This is a genomic window from Actinomadura sp. NPDC048955 (genome assembly GCF_040649435.1).
Lineage (GTDB): Bacteria > Actinomycetota > Actinomycetes > Streptosporangiales > Streptosporangiaceae > Spirillospora > Spirillospora luteofluorescens.
This window is the reverse complement of sequence record NZ_JBEZJI010000098.1, coordinates 1-14709: the sequence shown is the minus strand read 5'-3', so window position 1 is coordinate 14709 and position 14709 is coordinate 1. Positions and strand designations below refer to the sequence as shown.

Sequence of the window (14709 nt, the reverse complement as noted above, 5' to 3'; positions counted from 1 at the left end):
GGCGAGGGGGAAACACCCGGTCCCATCCCGAACCCGGAAGTTAAGCCCTTCAGCGCCGATGGTACTGCATGGGAGACCGTGTGGGAGAGTAGGACGCCGCCGGACATATATTGGAAAGGGCCCCGCCGTTATCGGCGGGGCCCTTTTCCGTTTCCTGACACTGCGCGCTGTTAGTCTGCGCGCCATGAATCACCTGTTCGCCCGGGTCGTGGACGGGCGTCTCCGCGTCTATGAGGTCGAGGCCGCCGCGGAAGGGCCCCTCCAGGAGGTGTGGTCCGTTCCGGTCGCCGCCGACCCGGAGATCTGCTCTCTCGCGGTCGCCCCGCTTGGCGACCGGGTCGTCTACGCGACGCAGCACGAGATCGTCTGCCTGGACCGCGACGGCGCCGAGGTGTGGCGCTACGCGTTGCTGCCCAGGTCGGGTGAGAGGTACGGGCACTGGCCGAGTGCCGCGTACTCGCCGGACGGCACGCTGGTCTGGGTGTACCGGCCGGATGCGATGGCCCGGCGTGGGACCCCTGACACGTGGGTGGTCCTCGACGCCCGCTCCGGGACGGTCCGCGGGCAGGCCGATCTGAAGTCCTGCGGGCACGGCGGGGAGCACCTGGCACTGCCCGATGGGTCACGGGTGCTTCTCAACGTGGGAGAGGGCCAGGACGGTTCACTCGTCTTCGCCGGCTCCCTCAAGGGAGAGACGCTCGAAATGGAGCGCTACCCGTGGGACGACCGGTGCGTCATGGCCCTGGCGCCGGGCGGGCGACAGTTCATGAGCATCGACCACGGGCAGGCCGACGTGGCCTTCCACGAGTGTCCGAGCGGCGACGTGGTGCTGAGCCTGCCGGTCGGGGCGTTCGGCCACGACCCCGAGGACGCGGCCTTCGAATGGAGCGGCGGGTACCTGGACGCCGACACCGCCATCGTCACGATCTGCGGTGAGCGTGAAGAGGACGATGTGCCGGATGACGAACGGGAGTGGCACGTCCACTACCGGATCGATCTGCGCACCGGCGGAGTGGTCGAGCGGTTCGACGCGCATTCCCGCCATTCATACGATCTGGAGCCGCTGGGGGACGGCTCCTGGCTGACAACGGACCCGGAGGGCCGGCCCGTCCGCTGGATCGGCCGAAGGGAGAATGGGTGACGCCCCGTCCGCCACACCTGTAAGGGGCCCGCGAGCAAGGCAGAGCCTGTGCCAGCGCGGCCCAGGGCGGGCGGCGCTCAACGAGCCCGTCAGGGAAGGGAGCAGCGACTGCGGTGAGGCGTCAGAACTCGTCGCCGGCGAGGACGGTGTCGGCGTCGACGATCCGGTACGCGTAGCCCTGCTCGGCCAGGAAGCGCTGCCGGTGGGCGGCGTAGTCCTGGTCCAAGGTGTCGCGTGCCACGACGGCGTAGAAGCGTGCCCCCGCGCCGGACGCCTTGGGGCGCAGGAGGCGCCCCAGCCGCTGTGCCTCCTCCTGCCGGGACCCGTAGGCACCCGAGACCTGGACGGCGACGGACGCCTCCGGCAGGTCGATGGAGAAGTTCGCCACCTTGGAGACGACCAGGACGTCGATCTCGCCGCTGCGGAACGCCTCGAACAGCCGCTCCCGCTCGCGGATGCGGGTCTCGCCCTTGATGACCGGAGCGTCCAGGAGCGAGCCCAGCTCGTCCAGCTGGTCGATGTACTGCCCGATGACGAGGGTCTGCTCGCCGCGGTGCCGGTCGACGAGCGCCTGGATGAGCTTGGTCTTGGTGTCGGTGGTGGCGCAGAAGCGGTACCGCTCCTCGGGTTCGGCGGTCGCGTAGGCGAGCCGTTCGGAGTCGGTGAGGGTGACGCGCACCTCGACGCAGTCGGCGGGCGCGATCCAGCCCTGCGCCTCCATGTCCTTCCACGGCGCGTCGTACCGCTTGGGGCCGATGAGGGAGAACACGTCCCCCTCGCGACCGTCCTCCCGGACGAGGGTCGCGGTGAGGCCGAGGCGGCGGCGGGCCTGGAGGTCGGCGGTCATCCGGAAGATCGGCGCGGGCAGCAGGTGGACCTCGTCGTAGACGACCAGGCCCCAGTCGCGGGCGTCGAAGAGCTCCAGGTGCGCGTAGGCGCCCTTCCGGCGCGTCGTCATGATCTGGTAGGTGGCGATGGTGACCGGCCGGATCTCCTTCTTCGTGCCGGTGTACTCGCCGATCTCGTCCTCGGTGAGGGACGTGCGGCGCAGCAGCTCCTGCTTCCACTGGTGCGCGGAGACGGTGTTGGTGACGAGGATCAGCGTGGTCGCCTGGGCGCGGGCCATGGCGGCGGCGCCGACGATGGTCTTGCCGGAGCCGCAGGGCAGGACGACGACGCCGGAGCCGCCGTGCCAGAACGCCGAGGCGGCCTCGCTCTGGTAGGAGCGCAGGTCCCAGCCGTCCTGGACGAGGGAGATGGCGTGGGCCTCGCCGTCCACGTAGCCGGCGAGGTCTTCGGCGGGCCAGCCGAGCTTGAGCAGGGCCTGCTTGAGGGCGCCGCGCTCGCTCGGGTGGACGGCGACGGCGTCGTCGCCGACCCGGTCGCCGATCATGCCCTTGATCTTCTTGGCGCGCATCACCTCCTCCAGGACCGACCGGTCGGAGGACGACAGGATGAGGCCGTGCACGGGGTCCTTCTCCAGCCGCAGCCGCCCGTACCGGGCCATGGTGTCGGCGACGTCCACGAGCAGGGCGTGCGGGACGGGGTACCGGGAGAAGCGGATCAGCGTGTCGACGACCTGCTCGGCGTCGTGGCCGGCGGCGCGCGCGTTCCACAGCGCGAGCGGCGTCACGCGGTAGGTGTGGACGTGCTCGGGCGCCCGTTCGAGCTCGGCGAACGGGGCGATCTCCTTGCGGCAGGCGTCGGCCAGCTCGTGGTCGACTTCCAGCAGCAGCGTCTTGTCGGACTGGACGATGAGCGGACCGTCGGTCAAAGCAGAAGCCCCCGTCGGGTTTCGGAAGATCGATGCCTCGTCCGGACAGTGGCATCGCTGCCGCACGCTACCCGAGCGGCGACGGCGCTTCGCGCGTTCCGGAGAGGACTGGGGTCTTCAACGCCCCGGCGGCCGCCTTTATTGCGTGCGGGCGGTCCGGGCGCGCCGGTCAGATCCCCTCGGAGGAGCCGTAGTCCGGCTCGGACATCGTGCCGATCATGACGTAGACGATCAGGAGGGCGATGCCGATGAGGATCGACGCGGCGAAGAGCGACCAGCTCCAGATCGTCAGTCTCCGGGCGGACGGCGGGTCGGTCTGGACGCGGCCGAGGGCGATCGCCGCGGTGATCACGCCGGGGATCGCCACGATGTTGCAGCACAGCACGATGGCGACGGCGTTGCAGACGAGCGCGGCGATGGTGGAGCCGTTGCTCGTGGCCTGGTAGGGGACGCCCGGGGGCCCGTAGCCGTATCCGTATCCGTAGCCGGGCTGGCCGTAACCCGGCTGGGTGGTGTAGCCGTAGCTCTGCCCGTGCGGCTGCCCGTAGGCGCCGCCCGTGTCCCAGCCCTGGTCTCCGCCGTAGGGGTCGTCCCAGCCCGACGGCGGACGCCCTCCGTACCCGCTCATCGGGAGCCTCCTCGCACCATTCGCCCGGACACGCTACCCCGTCCGATCAACCCTTGTTTTGACCGTATGCGAGGTTCGCCGGTTCCCATCGTTTCCGGCGTCCGGTTCCGGACAGCGGCGGGCGTCGCCGGGACGGGTCAGGAGGCGTCGTCGAGTTCGGAGACGCCGGTGATGCGGTGCAGCGCGAAGCGGTGCACGGCGGCGCGGGTCGCGTCGTAGCCGGTGAGGAAGCCGCCCTCGACGCGGACGGGTTCGACGATGCGGCTGGACGCCTGCCCCTGCTGGTCGAGGTAGCCGATCCAGACGCGGCCGCCGCGCTCGACGGCGCCGCGGAGCCGCTCGACGGTGGCCATCGCGGGAGAGCGGGGCGGTTCGCCGGACGGGGCCTGCCGGGCCTGCTCGGCGCCGTGCCGGGACGCCTCGTCGCCGGCGCGCAGCGCCCGCACCGCCGCGGAGATCATCGAGGCGTCGGTGCGGTCGTCGGGGCGGAACCGGACGATCTCGGCGGTGGGCGGCGGGTCGGCGCGCTGCGCGTCCGGCCGGGTCACGATCACGCCGCCGCCGGGCGCCTCGGCGACCGGGGCGAGGCCCATGGCGCGCAGGCCGTCGAGCAGGTCGGCGCGCTGCAGCCCGGACGCCAGGACGGTCGGGGCGAGGCGGTACAGCCGCAGCGGCGCGGCGCGGCGGTCGGCGAGGATCTCGTCGAGGGTGGCGGGCGCGTCGGTCCGGACGTAGGACGACAGGGCGCCGACCCGCAGGTGGCCGTGCCGGCGGGCGACGTCGTCGATCAGGTAGAGGAGCGGCTGCGGGAGCGGGGTCGCCGAGTGCCGGGTGAGCAGGTCGGTGACGTCGGCGGCGGTGCGCCCCGCGTCCAGGGCGCGGCGGACGGACTCGGGGGTGAAGCGGTACACGGTGGCGCCGCCGGTGGACTCGACGTCGGCGGCGAGCGCGAGCTCCCGGGCGAGTTCGGTGACCAGCGGGCCCGGCGCGACGGCGGTCAGGTCGGCCTGGACGAGGATCTCGTCGACCGGTTCGGGGAGGTACTTCTCCAGCGCGGGCTCGGGGTCGTCGCCGGCGAGCAGGTCGCGGCCGAACGGGGCCAGCTCCCCGAAGCCGGTGAGGCCGAGGGCGGCGGCCTCGCGGAGCGTCCAGCCGACGAGGCGGTCGCGGGCGGGCCCGCCGTGGCGGGGCCGCAGCCACGCGAGCCGGGCGCGGAGCGCGTCCTCGCCGACGGCGACGCCGCGGTCCGCGCCGGCGAGGACGTCCAGGACGGCGCGGCGGGTGGACGGCGCGCTGCTGCGCGTCATCGCCTCGCTGAGGGCGTTGATGAGCCGGTCGCGGTCGTCGCGGTCTCCGGCGAGCCCGGCGGCGCGGTCGGACTTCAGCCAGCCGCGGGCCAGCTCCGTCCAGCGGCCGGCGGTGTCGCGCATCAGCCACAGGTCGTAGGCGGGGGTGGGCAGCCACTCGCCGTCGAGGTCGCCGCTGCGGGTCAGCAGGCCTGCCGCGTAGGCGACCTCGACGAGCAGGGCGGCCTTCCACTCCGGGACGTCCAGGAGCGTCGCGGCGGCGCGCAGGTCGCGGACGGCGAGGCCGCCGCTGCGCAGGACGGGCGGCGGTTCCAGGCCCCAGCGCTCCAGCAGCTCCTCGATCAGCCGGACGGCGCCCGCGGCCTCGCCCGCCGCGGCGCGCACGACCACGTCCTCGCGGCGCGGCCCGGCCGCCGGGGTGAGCGGGGGCGGCTCGGCGGGGACGTCGCGGAACAGCACCCCGCCGCGCAGGTGCAGGGCGACCTCGCGGGGCAGCGTGACGGTGCGGTCGTCCTCGGCGGCGAGGAGGCCGCGCGCCAGGAGCCGCTCGATGGGGGTGGTCGCGGTGTCGAGCCGGACGGGTCGGCGCGCGTCGGCGACGCGCCCGACCGGCGGGCCCCACGTGAGCTGGTCGAGGGCGGCCCGCGCCTCGGGCCCGGCGTCCTCGATCAGGGCGGCGGGGTCGCTCAGCAGCTCGGTGAGCCGGGCGAGGAGGCGGCCGGAGTCGGCGAAGCCGCGCGGCGCCTCGCCGTCGAGGTCGGTGACCAGGTCGGTGAGCCGCTCGGCGGGGTAGCCGGCGAAGACCTCCCGGACGGGCGGCCCGAGCCCGGCGGGGTGCGGCAGGCTCTGCCGGACGCCGGGCGCCGTGGCCGGGGCGCCGTCCCCCCAGGCCAGCGCGAACCGGCGGAGGGTGGCGAGCGCGCCGGAGGCCTGCTCGGAGGCGGCCCCGAGGGCGGCGGCGAGCGCGTCCGGCCCGGCCGGGGCGGGCAGGACGAGCAGGGCCTCCAGGACGGCGAGGGTGAAGCGGTCGAGCCGGTCGAGCGCGCGGGACACGGCGGTGGGCGTGGCGGCGCGGGCGGCGAGCGCGGTCAGGTCGGCGGGGACGGGGGCGAGCAGTTCGGGACGCGCGGACAGCAGCGCGCGCAGTTCGTCGTCGCCGCGCGCCCGCAACCAGTCCGCATACGTTTCCATGCCGTTCCCCAACTTTAAGTCGCGTGCATGCCGCAGGCACGCGGGCCTCCAGGTTAGAGGCCCGCGCGAGGTGGGGAACTCGGCCGTGCCGCGATCAGGTGGCGGGCGTGCGCTCCAGGTGCACCAGCCCGAGGCCGAGCCGAGCCCAGCTCTCCACGAACCGCTTCTCGTCGATGCGCGTTGGGGGCTCGTACATCGCCTCGTTCGCCAGCCAGTAGTTCACCACGGCGCCGCCGAGGATCGACGCGACCGCCGGCCAGTCCTCGTCGGAGCCCTCGAACTCGGGCTGCGCCGCGAGCCAGGTGGCGATCCCGTCGTAGAGCGGGTTGACGATGCCCTCGCGCATCTCCGCGACCAGGTTCGGGAACTGGTCGAGGTCGCGGAACAGGACCCGGATGAGGTCCTGCTCCTCGCGCATCTTGGCCAGCCCGGCCTGGCACGTCATGCGCAGCCGGGTTTCGAGCGGGCGCTCCTCGAACGCGGTGGACTGCGTGAGGACGTCGCTTATCTGCCGGCGGGTCCGCTCGATGTGCTCGCGGATGGCCGAGGAGAGCACTTCCTCCTTGGACCGGAAGTGCCGGTAGAGGCCGCCCGCGCCCGGGGACAGGCCGGCCGCCGCCTCGATCTCGGCGACCGACGTCGCCGCGTAGCCCCGGTCGGCGAACAACCGGAGCGACTCGGTCACGATGCGATCGCGCGTAGATGTCGTCATGGTGATGAATTCCTCCGCAAGAACAGTAAGGCATGTTCACGCGGCGGGCCGCCCGGTCGCGCGCGGCGCGCCCGAATCCGTGATGCCGCTCGCGGCGGGCCGCCCGGCGACTAGAGTTCCTTCGTCCGCGCCCCGTCGCCGGAGGGGCGTCGTCGGAAAGGTCGGCGATGTTCAAGTCTCCGCGGAAGGCGGCCGACGGGGCCTTCCTGCCCGAGGACTTCGTGGTGCCCACGCTGGTGGCCGGACCCGACTTCCAGATCCGCCCGATCACCGTGCACGACGTCGTCAAGGACTACGGCGCCGTGATCGGCAGCCTGGACCGGCTGGCCGGCCGGTTCGGGCCCGAGTGGGGCTGGCCCGACCGCGAGTTCACCTTCGAGCAGGCCCTGATCGACGTCGCGTGGCTGCAGAAGCAGGGGCAGCTGCGGCGCTCGTTCAGCTACGTCGTGATCACACCGGACGGGGAGCGGCAGCTCGGCCGCATCCACGTCGCCCCCTCGGACCGTCCCGGCTCGGACGCGGTGGTCGTCTTCTGGGTGCGCGCGGACGAGGAGAACTCCGTCCTGGAGAAGGAGCTGGAGGGGTTCGTCCGCGAATGGGTCGGCACGGCGTGGCCCTTCGACAAGGTCCGCTTCCCCGGCCGCGACTAAACCGGGCGGCGACTAGCCCAGACGGCGGACGAGGCCGACGAGGATGCGTCCGACCACCAGGTAGACGAGGGCTGCCAGGCCGTAGTTGACGGCGACCTCCACCTTGGCGTTGTCCGGCTGGAAGACGTCCTTGAACTGCCAGCACAGGTCGGTGGCGCGGTCCCCGAACCAGCGGACGAGGTCGTTGGCGGTGTTGGCCTCGAATGCCACGAAGACGATGTGCACGGCGAGGATCGTCACCACGAGCGTGGTGACGATGGACACCGCCGCCGCGAGAAGGCCGACGGCGCGGCGGCGCGCAGCGGCGGCGGCGGGGATCCGGCGGGCGCGCGGGGCGCGGTGGTCACCGCCTGGCTCGGTCTGGGTCCCTGCCATGTGCGGCCTCCTTCACCGGGTCGGGGCGATGCGTCCTTGGGGCGGGGATGGTGCGTTCGTGTGCTGTGTTTTCCCTGGTCAGGTGGTTTGTGGTCGAGGGCCCGGGTATATCCGCAACACGGTCCCGCGCTCTCCTACTCGGATCCCGTCGCATCGCCACTACCAGGAGAGCGCGGGTCCTTGCGTGTGTCCAGCCCCCTTACCCTGTGGACGTGCTCGATCTTCCCTCCTCCGCGCCGTCCCGCGACGGCCTCGCCATCGGTTTCGACCTCGATCTGACCCTCGCCGACACCCGCGCCGGGATCAGTGCCGTCTACGCGGCCCTGGCGGCGGAGACGGGCGTCCCTATCGACACCGGCCAGGTGGTGCGGCGCATCGGGCCGCCGCTGGAGGAGGAGCTGGCGTACTGGTTCCCGCCGGAGCGGGTGCCCGCGATGGCGGCGCGCTACCGGGCGATCTACGCCGACGTCGCGGTCCCGGCGACCGTCCTGATGCCGGGGGCGGCCGCCGCGCTGGAGGCCGTGCGGGCCCGCGGCGGGCGCGTGGTCGTCGTGTCGGGCAAGAACCAGGCCGACACCGAGCGGACCGTCCGGTTCCTCGGGCTGGCGGCGGACGCCGTGGTGGGCGGCCTGTTCGGCGCCGACAAGGGCGCCGCGCTGCGCGAGCACGGCGCCGGCGCCTACATCGGCGACCACACCGGCGACGTGGACGCCGCGCGGGCCGCGTCGGCGGTGGCGGTGGCCGTCGCGACCGGCGCGTTCGACTCGGCGGCCCTCAGCGCCTACGGCGCGGACGTCGTCCTGCCGGACCTGCTGGCGTTCCCCGGCTGGCTCGGGGGTTTCGGGGCGGCCTGAGCCGCCCCCGGCGGGCTGAGCTGGGCGGCGATATTCGGATGCCGTTCCGGGACGTCCGGGATAGCGTCGATCGCGTTGCCCCGTAGGCGTCGCGGGGGCCCCCGGCATGTTCACCGGCCCGCTGCGAGGCACTAATCTTGGGGTCGATTCAGGACGATTACCGAACGAGGTCTCCGGTGCCGACTGGCAAGGTCAAGTGGTACGACTCCGACAAGGGGTTCGGCTTCCTCACCCGCGACGACGGCGGTGAGGTCTTCGTGCACTCGTCGGCGCTGCCGGCCGGGGTCACGGCCCTCAAGCCGGGCCAGCGCATCGAGTTCGGCGTGGTCGAGGGGCGCCGCGGTCAGCAGGCCCTGCAGGTGCGGGTGCTGGAGACGCTGCCGTCGGTGGAGAAGACCATCGCCAAGCAGCGGCGCAAGAAGCCCGACGAGATGGTCGTCATCACCGAGGACCTGATCAAGCTGCTGGACGGGATCTCCAACACCTACCGGCGGGGCAAGCACCCGGCGCCCGCGGAGGCCAAGAAGATCGCCATCGTGCTGCGCGCGGTCGCCGACGACCTGGCGCCCTGACGCCTCCGGCCGCCCGGGCGTTCCCGGGGGTCAGGCGCGCATCTCGTGGTGCGCGTCCTTGAGCGGGCCGGCGGGGTCGGGCCGGCCGGCCGCACGCCGGCCTCCGGCCTGCCGCATCACCAGCAGCCCGGACGCGAGGGCGAGCGCCGCCGCGACGGTGGCGAGCGCGAGCCGCCCGTCCGCGACGATCGACATGCCGAGGCCGAGCAGCCCGCCGAGGACCCAGCTGAGCTGGTGCAGGGTCTCCGACACCGCGAACGTGGACGAGCTCACCTCCTCGCCGATCTCGCGCTGCACGACCGCGTCCATGGACAGCTTGCCGAGCACCTGACCGAGCCCGGCCGCGGTCGCCACGGCGAGGGCCGCCCACAGCCCGAAGAACGCGGCGCCCGCGGCGGTGACGCCGGTGACGGTCGCCAGCGTCGCCGACACGATGAACCGCGGCGCCCGCGCCTTCATCCAGGCGCCGAGCGCGGTGCCGATCAGCCCGCCCGCGCCCGCGCACGCCGCCAGCAGGCCGAGGGCGACATGGTGCGACACGGGGTCGAACCGCTCCTGGCGCAGCAGGAACGCCAGGTAGATGATCAGGAAGCCGGAGAACGCGCGGAGCACCGCGTTCGCCTGCATCGCCTCGGCGACGACCGGGCCGACGCGCGGCAGCGCCCGCCACCGGCGGCGCGGCGCGGCGCTCTCCGCCGCCGGTTCGGCTTCGGGGACGTCCACGTGCCGGGGCAGCCGCACGGTGAACACGGCTCCCAGCAGGAACAGGACCGTCCCGATGCGCAGCACCCAGCCCGGCCCGATCAGCACGGCGAGCCCGGCGCCGACGGGCGCGGTGATCGACGCGGCGATGAGCCCGGCGAACGAGCAGCGCGCGTTCGCCGTCACCAGCGAGATCTCGTCCGGCAGGACGCGCGGGGTCACCGCGGCGCGCAGCACCCCGAAGGCCTTGGACAGCACGAGCACGCCGAACGCGGCCGGCAGGAAGGTGACCTGGTCGCCGTGCGGGAGCGCGCTCGCCAGCGCCCAGCACAGCAGCGCCCGCATCACGAACGTGCTCGCGATCGCGTACCGGCGGACGTGCCGTGCCCGGTCCAGCGCCGGGCCGATCAGCGGCGCGACCAGTGCGAACGGCGCCATGGTGACGACGAGGTAGAGGGCGACCTGGCTGCGCGCCTGGTTGACGTCCAGGCCGAAGAACAGGGTTCCGGCGAGCGCGACCGTGACCAGCGCGTCCCCGGCGGAGTTGAACGCGCACGACTCGATCAGGCTGCCGAGCCCGCTGCGGCCGGCGCCCTGCGCGTGGGTGACGCGGCGGGTGAGCCGTCCCGTGCCGAGCGCGGCGGAGCGCGCTGCGCGGCACGCCCGCGCCGCACCACCGGTGACGGCGCGTGCGGACCGACCCGCCCGTGTCCGGTCTGCCATGCGCCCTGATCTCTCCTCGCGGTCGGCCCGGCTCGGGACCGGGGGCGGCCATCGGAGTCCTCGACTGAGGGTACGTTCCCCGCTGGAATGCCGGATCACCTCGCGGACGGCGCCCGCCTTGTGCGGGTCACGTGCCCGCATGGGCGAGAATTGACATGTGAGCCCACAGCGCCAGTCCAGCCCCGCGCGCTCCGCCGCCGCGCGCACCACGACCGCGGCCGCCCGCCGGCCCCGCACACCCGCCGTCGACTCCGCCTGCGCCGAGGCGGTCGACCTGGCCCGGGAGGCCGCCGAGGACACCGCCGGCCAGACCCGGGTCGGCGAGCACCTCGGCCTGCGCGCCGAGGGCGACCGGGTGGTCACCCACTACTTCGTGTGCCTCGACCCCGCGTACACCGGCTGGCGGTGGGCCGTGACGGTGACCCGCGCGTCGCGCGCCAGGAACGTCACGGTCAGCGAGTGCGTCCTGCTCCCCGGCGACGACGCGCTCCTCGCGCCGCCGTGGGTGCCGTGGCTGGAGCGGCTGCGCCCGGGCGACCTCGGCCCCGGCGACCTGCTGCCGACCGCGCCCGACGACGTGCGGCTCGCGCCCGGCTTCACGCAGGTGGACGAGTCGACCGACCGCGAGGCCCAGTGGGAGCTCGGCCTCGGCCGCGTCCGGGTGCTGTCGCGTGAGGGCCGCGACGAGGCCGCCGCCCGCTGGTACGACGGCGTCGCCGGGCCCCGCGCCCCGATCGCCGCGTCCGCCCCCGCCCAGTGCTCCACGTGCGGCTTCTACGTGGTGCTGGCGGGCGCGCTGCGGCAGGTCTTCGGCGTCTGCGCCAACGAGTACGCGCCCGACGACGGCCGCGTCGTCTCCGCCGACCACGGCTGCGGCGCGCACTCCGAGGCCGTCTCCCTTCCGGCGGTGTCCGAGCACAACCCGCCGGTCATCGACGAGCTCGGCTACGAGGTCGTCCCCACCGGCGGTGACGAGGACGCCGCGTCCCTCGACGACGAGGCCCTCGGCCACAGCTGATCCCATGGAGGACGTGTTCGGCGCGCGGGCGCTGCGTGAGCGGGTCCTGCGCGCCTGGGCCGAGTCCCCGGCGCGCTTCCGCGAGGACGCCAACGCCGAGGAGGACCACGCGCTCGGCGGCTACCGCGACCGCGTGGTCATCGAGCTGGCGCAGAACGCCGCCGACGCCGCCCGGCGCGCCGCCGTGCCCGGCCGCCTCGCCCTGACGCTGCGCACCGGCGGGGAGCCGCTGCTGATCGCGGCGAACACGGGGGCGCCGCTGGACGCCGCCGGCGTGGAGGCCCTCTCGACGCTGCGCGCCTCGGCGAAGCGCGACGAGCCGGCCACCGCCGGCCGCTTCGGCGTGGGCTTCGCCGCCGTCGTCGCGGTGTCCGACACCCCGGCCGTCGCGTCGGGGACGGCGGGAGTCGAGTGGTCGTCGGCGCGGGCCAGGGAGCTGGTCGAGGGGATCGCGGGCCTGGAGGAGGAGCTGGGGCGGCGCGGCGGGCACGTGCCGCTGCTGCGGCTGCCGTTCGCTCTGGAGCGGGCTCCCGAGGTCCCGGAGGGCTTCGACACGATCGTGCGGCTGCCGCTGCGGGACGAGGCGGTCGAGCCGGTCCGGCGGCAGCTCGGGCAGGTGGGGGCGGCGCTCATGCTGGCGCTGCCCGCTCTTGAGCACGTCGAGATCGACATCGACGGGGACGTCCGGACGCTGACCGCCGAACGGCGCGCCCCGGGCGAAGTGGTCATCGACGGCGGCCTGTGGCGGACGGTCGAGGAGCACGGGGAACTCCCAGCGGAGCTCCTGCGGGACCGTCCCGTGGAGGAGCGGGCCCGGCCGTTCTGGCAGGTGCGGTGGGCCCTGCCAGAGGAGGGGCTCCCGGAGGGCACGCCCGGCGTTCTGCATGCGCCCACCCCCAGCGACGAGCGTCTCGACCTGCCCGCGCTGCTCATCGCGTCGTTCCCGCTCGCGCCCGACCGGCGGCATGTCGCGCCCGGCGCGCTGACGGACTTCCTCATCGACCGGGCCGCCGAGGCCTACGTGCGGTTGCTCGGCGAGCTGCCCGTCTCCCCGAGGGTGCTGGATCTCGTGCCGGGGCCGATCGCCGCCGGGGAACTGGACGCGCGGATCCGGCGCGTGGTCCGGGAGCGGCTCCCGGAGGCGCCCGTCCTGCCGCACCGCACCCGCGGGCGCGACGCGATCGCCGTGGACGCGCCCGCCGCGTTCGTGGAGGTGCTCGGCGGCGGAGACACCGGTGGCGACGCAGTCGTGGGCGGCCTGCTGCCGCCGGAGTGGCCCGCGCGGAGCCCGGCGCTGGCGGCGCTCGGCGTGCGCCGGGTCGAGCTGGCCGACGTGATCGACGAGCTGGCCGCTGTGGACCGGGAGCCGGTGTGGTGGCACCGGGTGTACGAGGCGCTCACCGGGGCCGCCACGGACGCGCTGGGGGCTCTCCCGGTGCCACTGGCGGGAGGGACGGGGCGCGTGGTGCGGGGGCCGCGCGGGCTGCTGATCGCGGACGGCGTCGATCCCGCGGGCCTGGACGTACTGGGGCTGCGCTTCGTCCACCCGGAGGCCGTGCACCCGCTCCTGGCGCGGCTCGGCGCGGTCGAGGCGGGCCCGCGGGCCGTGCTGGCCGACGCGGCCGTGCGGGCGGCCGTCGAGGAGTCCTTCGACTCCGACGACCCCGACGCGGTCGCCGAGGCCGTGCTGGGACTGGTCGCGGCCGCGCACGCCGATCCCGGCGACGAGCCGTGGCTGGCCGAGCTCGCGCTGCCCGGCGACGACGGCGAGCTCTACCCGGCGGGCGAGCTGCTGCTGCCGGACAGCCCGCTGCGGGGGCTCATGGCCGACGACGCCCCGTTCGGCGTCGTGGACGGCGAGGTCCTGGAGCGGTGGGGCGCGGAGACGCTCGCGGCCGCCGGCGTCCTGGACGGGTTCGCGCTGGCCAAGGCCGAGGACGTCAACCTCACGGGTCTCGCCGACGAGGCCGAGAGCCTCGACCTCGACGACGAGGACCTGTGGGCCGACGAGGTGCTGCGCCGGACCGGCGAGCAGGACCTCCCCCCGCTCGTCCCCGAGTTCACGGCGGTCCGCGACCTCGAACTCGTCGACGACTGGGCGGCGGCGCTCAGGGTCCTCGCCGCACCGCCGTGGCGGTCCGCGATCGTGGACCCCGCCCATGTCGCCCTGCACACCGGGCGGCGCGTCGCCGTCCCGTCCTACACGGCGTGGTGGCTGAGCCGCCGTCCCGTTCTGGACGGCCGCAGGCCGGGGGAGTTCCGCCTGGGCGGCGATGAAGCGCTGGCAGGGCTGTACGACGTCGCGCCACAGGGCCTTGACGAGCATCTCCTGCTCGCTCTGGGCGTCCGCACGTCACTTGTGGAACTGCTCGACGAGCCCGGGGGCGCGCAGGAACTGCTCGATCGCCTGGGCGATGCCCAGCGTCCGGTGGGGCGGGCCCAGCTGGGCGGGCTCTGGACGGCGCTGGCCGACGCGCCGGACGCGGCGGTCGAGCCGCCCGCCCACGTGCGGGCGGTCGTGGACGGCGACGTCGAGGTGGTCGACGCGGCGGACGCCCTCGTCCTCGACGGCCCCGACGTCCTTCCCCTCCTCGAAGGGCAGCCCCTCGTCATCGCCGCGCAGGGCCGCGACGCGCGCCTCGCCGAACTCCTGGACCTGCCGCTCGCCGGGGACGAGATCCCGGGGGTGGTGGAGTCGGACGGGGAGGACCGCCCCGTCCCGGGGGCCGTCAGGGCGGTCTTGCCCGGTGCCCCCGGCGGGTACCTCGCCCACGAGCGCCTTGTCGTGGACGGCCAGGAAGTCCCGTGGTGGACGAGGGACGGCCGGATCCACGCGAGCGGCGCCGCCGGCCTGGCGCGGGCCCTGGCGTGGTCGGCCGGGCATTGGGGCGACCGGCTCCTGCTGGAGGCCGTCCTGCGCGCCCCCGAGACCCTGCCCGTCCTGCTCGCCGAGGACGACCTGGAGCCCTAGCTGTGATGTCCAGGGAGGTTGTACCGCTCGGCATCGGTGAGTCTGTCTGACAGATGAAGGCCTCCGGTTGTGAAGTGGAGCTGTCTAGTTC

At 74.3% G+C, this 14709-nt stretch carries 12 protein-coding genes and 1 rRNA gene; 7 read left to right on the top strand and 6 right to left on the bottom strand.

Annotated elements, in window-relative coordinates; genetic code table 11:
• Positions 1-105, top strand: a 5S ribosomal RNA gene (gene rrf / locus AB0C84_RS43465); the annotation flags it as partial.
• Positions 106-184: 79 nt separating this feature from the next.
• Positions 185-1141, top strand: a complete 957-nt coding sequence (locus tag AB0C84_RS43460) for a hypothetical protein (protein ID WP_361078074.1) — start codon at positions 185-187, stop codon at positions 1139-1141.
• A gap of 121 nt (positions 1142-1262) precedes the next feature.
• Here AB0C84_RS43460 and AB0C84_RS43455 read toward each other — a convergent pair whose 3' ends face one another.
• From AB0C84_RS43455 to AB0C84_RS43440, 4 genes are all read right to left on the bottom strand, one after another.
• Positions 1263-2915, bottom strand: a complete 1653-nt coding sequence (locus AB0C84_RS43455) for a DNA repair helicase XPB (RefSeq protein WP_361078071.1) — start codon at positions 2913-2915, stop codon at positions 1263-1265.
• A gap of 169 nt (positions 2916-3084) precedes the next feature.
• A complete protein-coding gene (locus AB0C84_RS43450; RefSeq protein WP_361078068.1) occupies positions 3085-3543 on the bottom strand; it encodes a hypothetical protein in 459 nt (152 codons plus the stop codon).
• A gap of 137 nt (positions 3544-3680) precedes the next feature.
• Positions 3681-6041, bottom strand: a complete 2361-nt coding sequence (locus tag AB0C84_RS43445; protein WP_361078065.1) for a helicase-associated domain-containing protein — start codon at positions 6039-6041, stop codon at positions 3681-3683.
• Positions 6042-6135: 94 nt separating this feature from the next.
• Positions 6136-6753 (bottom strand): TetR/AcrR family transcriptional regulator, encoded by a 618-nt coding sequence (locus AB0C84_RS43440; RefSeq protein WP_179844241.1) that lies wholly within the window; start codon positions 6751-6753, stop codon positions 6136-6138.
• Positions 6754-6920: 167 nt separating this feature from the next.
• Here AB0C84_RS43440 and AB0C84_RS43435 point away from each other — a divergent pair, with 167 nt between their 5' ends.
• Entirely contained in the window at positions 6921-7403 is a 483-nt protein-coding gene (locus AB0C84_RS43435) for a GNAT family N-acetyltransferase (protein ID WP_218905396.1), read from the top strand.
• Positions 7404-7415: 12 nt separating this feature from the next.
• Here AB0C84_RS43435 and AB0C84_RS43430 read toward each other — a convergent pair whose 3' ends face one another.
• Positions 7416-7778 carry a hypothetical protein gene (locus tag AB0C84_RS43430; RefSeq protein ID WP_361078061.1) on the bottom strand — a complete coding sequence of 121 codons (363 nt, stop codon included), beginning with the start codon at positions 7776-7778 and terminating at the stop codon, positions 7416-7418.
• Positions 7779-7990: 212 nt separating this feature from the next.
• On the opposite strand from AB0C84_RS43430, the gene AB0C84_RS43425 reads away from it, so the two are divergent.
• A complete protein-coding gene (locus AB0C84_RS43425) occupies positions 7991-8632 on the top strand; it encodes an HAD hydrolase-like protein (RefSeq protein ID WP_361078058.1) in 642 nt (213 codons plus the stop codon).
• Between the two features lie 176 nt (positions 8633-8808).
• A complete protein-coding gene (locus AB0C84_RS43420; RefSeq protein ID WP_361078056.1) occupies positions 8809-9204 on the top strand; it encodes a cold-shock protein in 396 nt (131 codons plus the stop codon).
• Positions 9205-9234: 30 nt separating this feature from the next.
• On the opposite strand, the gene AB0C84_RS43415 is transcribed toward AB0C84_RS43420, so the two are convergent.
• Entirely contained in the window at positions 9235-10629 is a 1395-nt protein-coding gene (locus tag AB0C84_RS43415) for an MFS transporter (RefSeq protein WP_361078053.1), read from the bottom strand.
• Between the two features lie 274 nt (positions 10630-10903).
• On the opposite strand from AB0C84_RS43415, the gene AB0C84_RS43410 reads away from it, so the two are divergent.
• Both AB0C84_RS43410 and AB0C84_RS43405 read left to right on the top strand, forming a co-directional pair.
• Positions 10904-11647 (top strand): DUF3027 domain-containing protein, encoded by a 744-nt coding sequence (locus AB0C84_RS43410; protein ID WP_361078077.1) that lies wholly within the window; start codon positions 10904-10906, stop codon positions 11645-11647.
• A gap of 4 nt (positions 11648-11651) precedes the next feature.
• Positions 11652-14618, top strand: a complete 2967-nt coding sequence (locus AB0C84_RS43405) for a hypothetical protein (RefSeq protein ID WP_361078050.1) — start codon at positions 11652-11654, stop codon at positions 14616-14618.
• Positions 14619-14709 lie beyond the last annotated feature (91 nt).

Coding starts and splice junctions, on each gene's coding strand:
- AB0C84_RS43450 (WP_361078068.1), bottom strand. CDS start 3,543: ATGAGCGGGTACGGAGGGCGTCCGCCGTCGGGCTGGGACGACCCCTAC.
- AB0C84_RS43405 (WP_361078050.1), top strand. CDS start 11,652: ATGGAGGACGTGTTCGGCGCGCGGGCGCTGCGTGAGCGGGTCCTGCGC.
- AB0C84_RS43445 (WP_361078065.1), bottom strand. CDS start 6,041: ATGGAAACGTATGCGGACTGGTTGCGGGCGCGCGGCGACGACGAACTG.
- AB0C84_RS43435 (WP_218905396.1), top strand. CDS start 6,921: ATGTTCAAGTCTCCGCGGAAGGCGGCCGACGGGGCCTTCCTGCCCGAG.
- AB0C84_RS43440 (WP_179844241.1), bottom strand. CDS start 6,753: ATGACGACATCTACGCGCGATCGCATCGTGACCGAGTCGCTCCGGTTG.
- AB0C84_RS43415 (WP_361078053.1), bottom strand. CDS start 10,629: ATGGCAGACCGGACACGGGCGGGTCGGTCCGCACGCGCCGTCACCGGT.
- AB0C84_RS43430 (WP_361078061.1), bottom strand. CDS start 7,778: ATGGCAGGGACCCAGACCGAGCCAGGCGGTGACCACCGCGCCCCGCGC.
- AB0C84_RS43460 (WP_361078074.1), top strand. CDS start 185: ATGAATCACCTGTTCGCCCGGGTCGTGGACGGGCGTCTCCGCGTCTAT.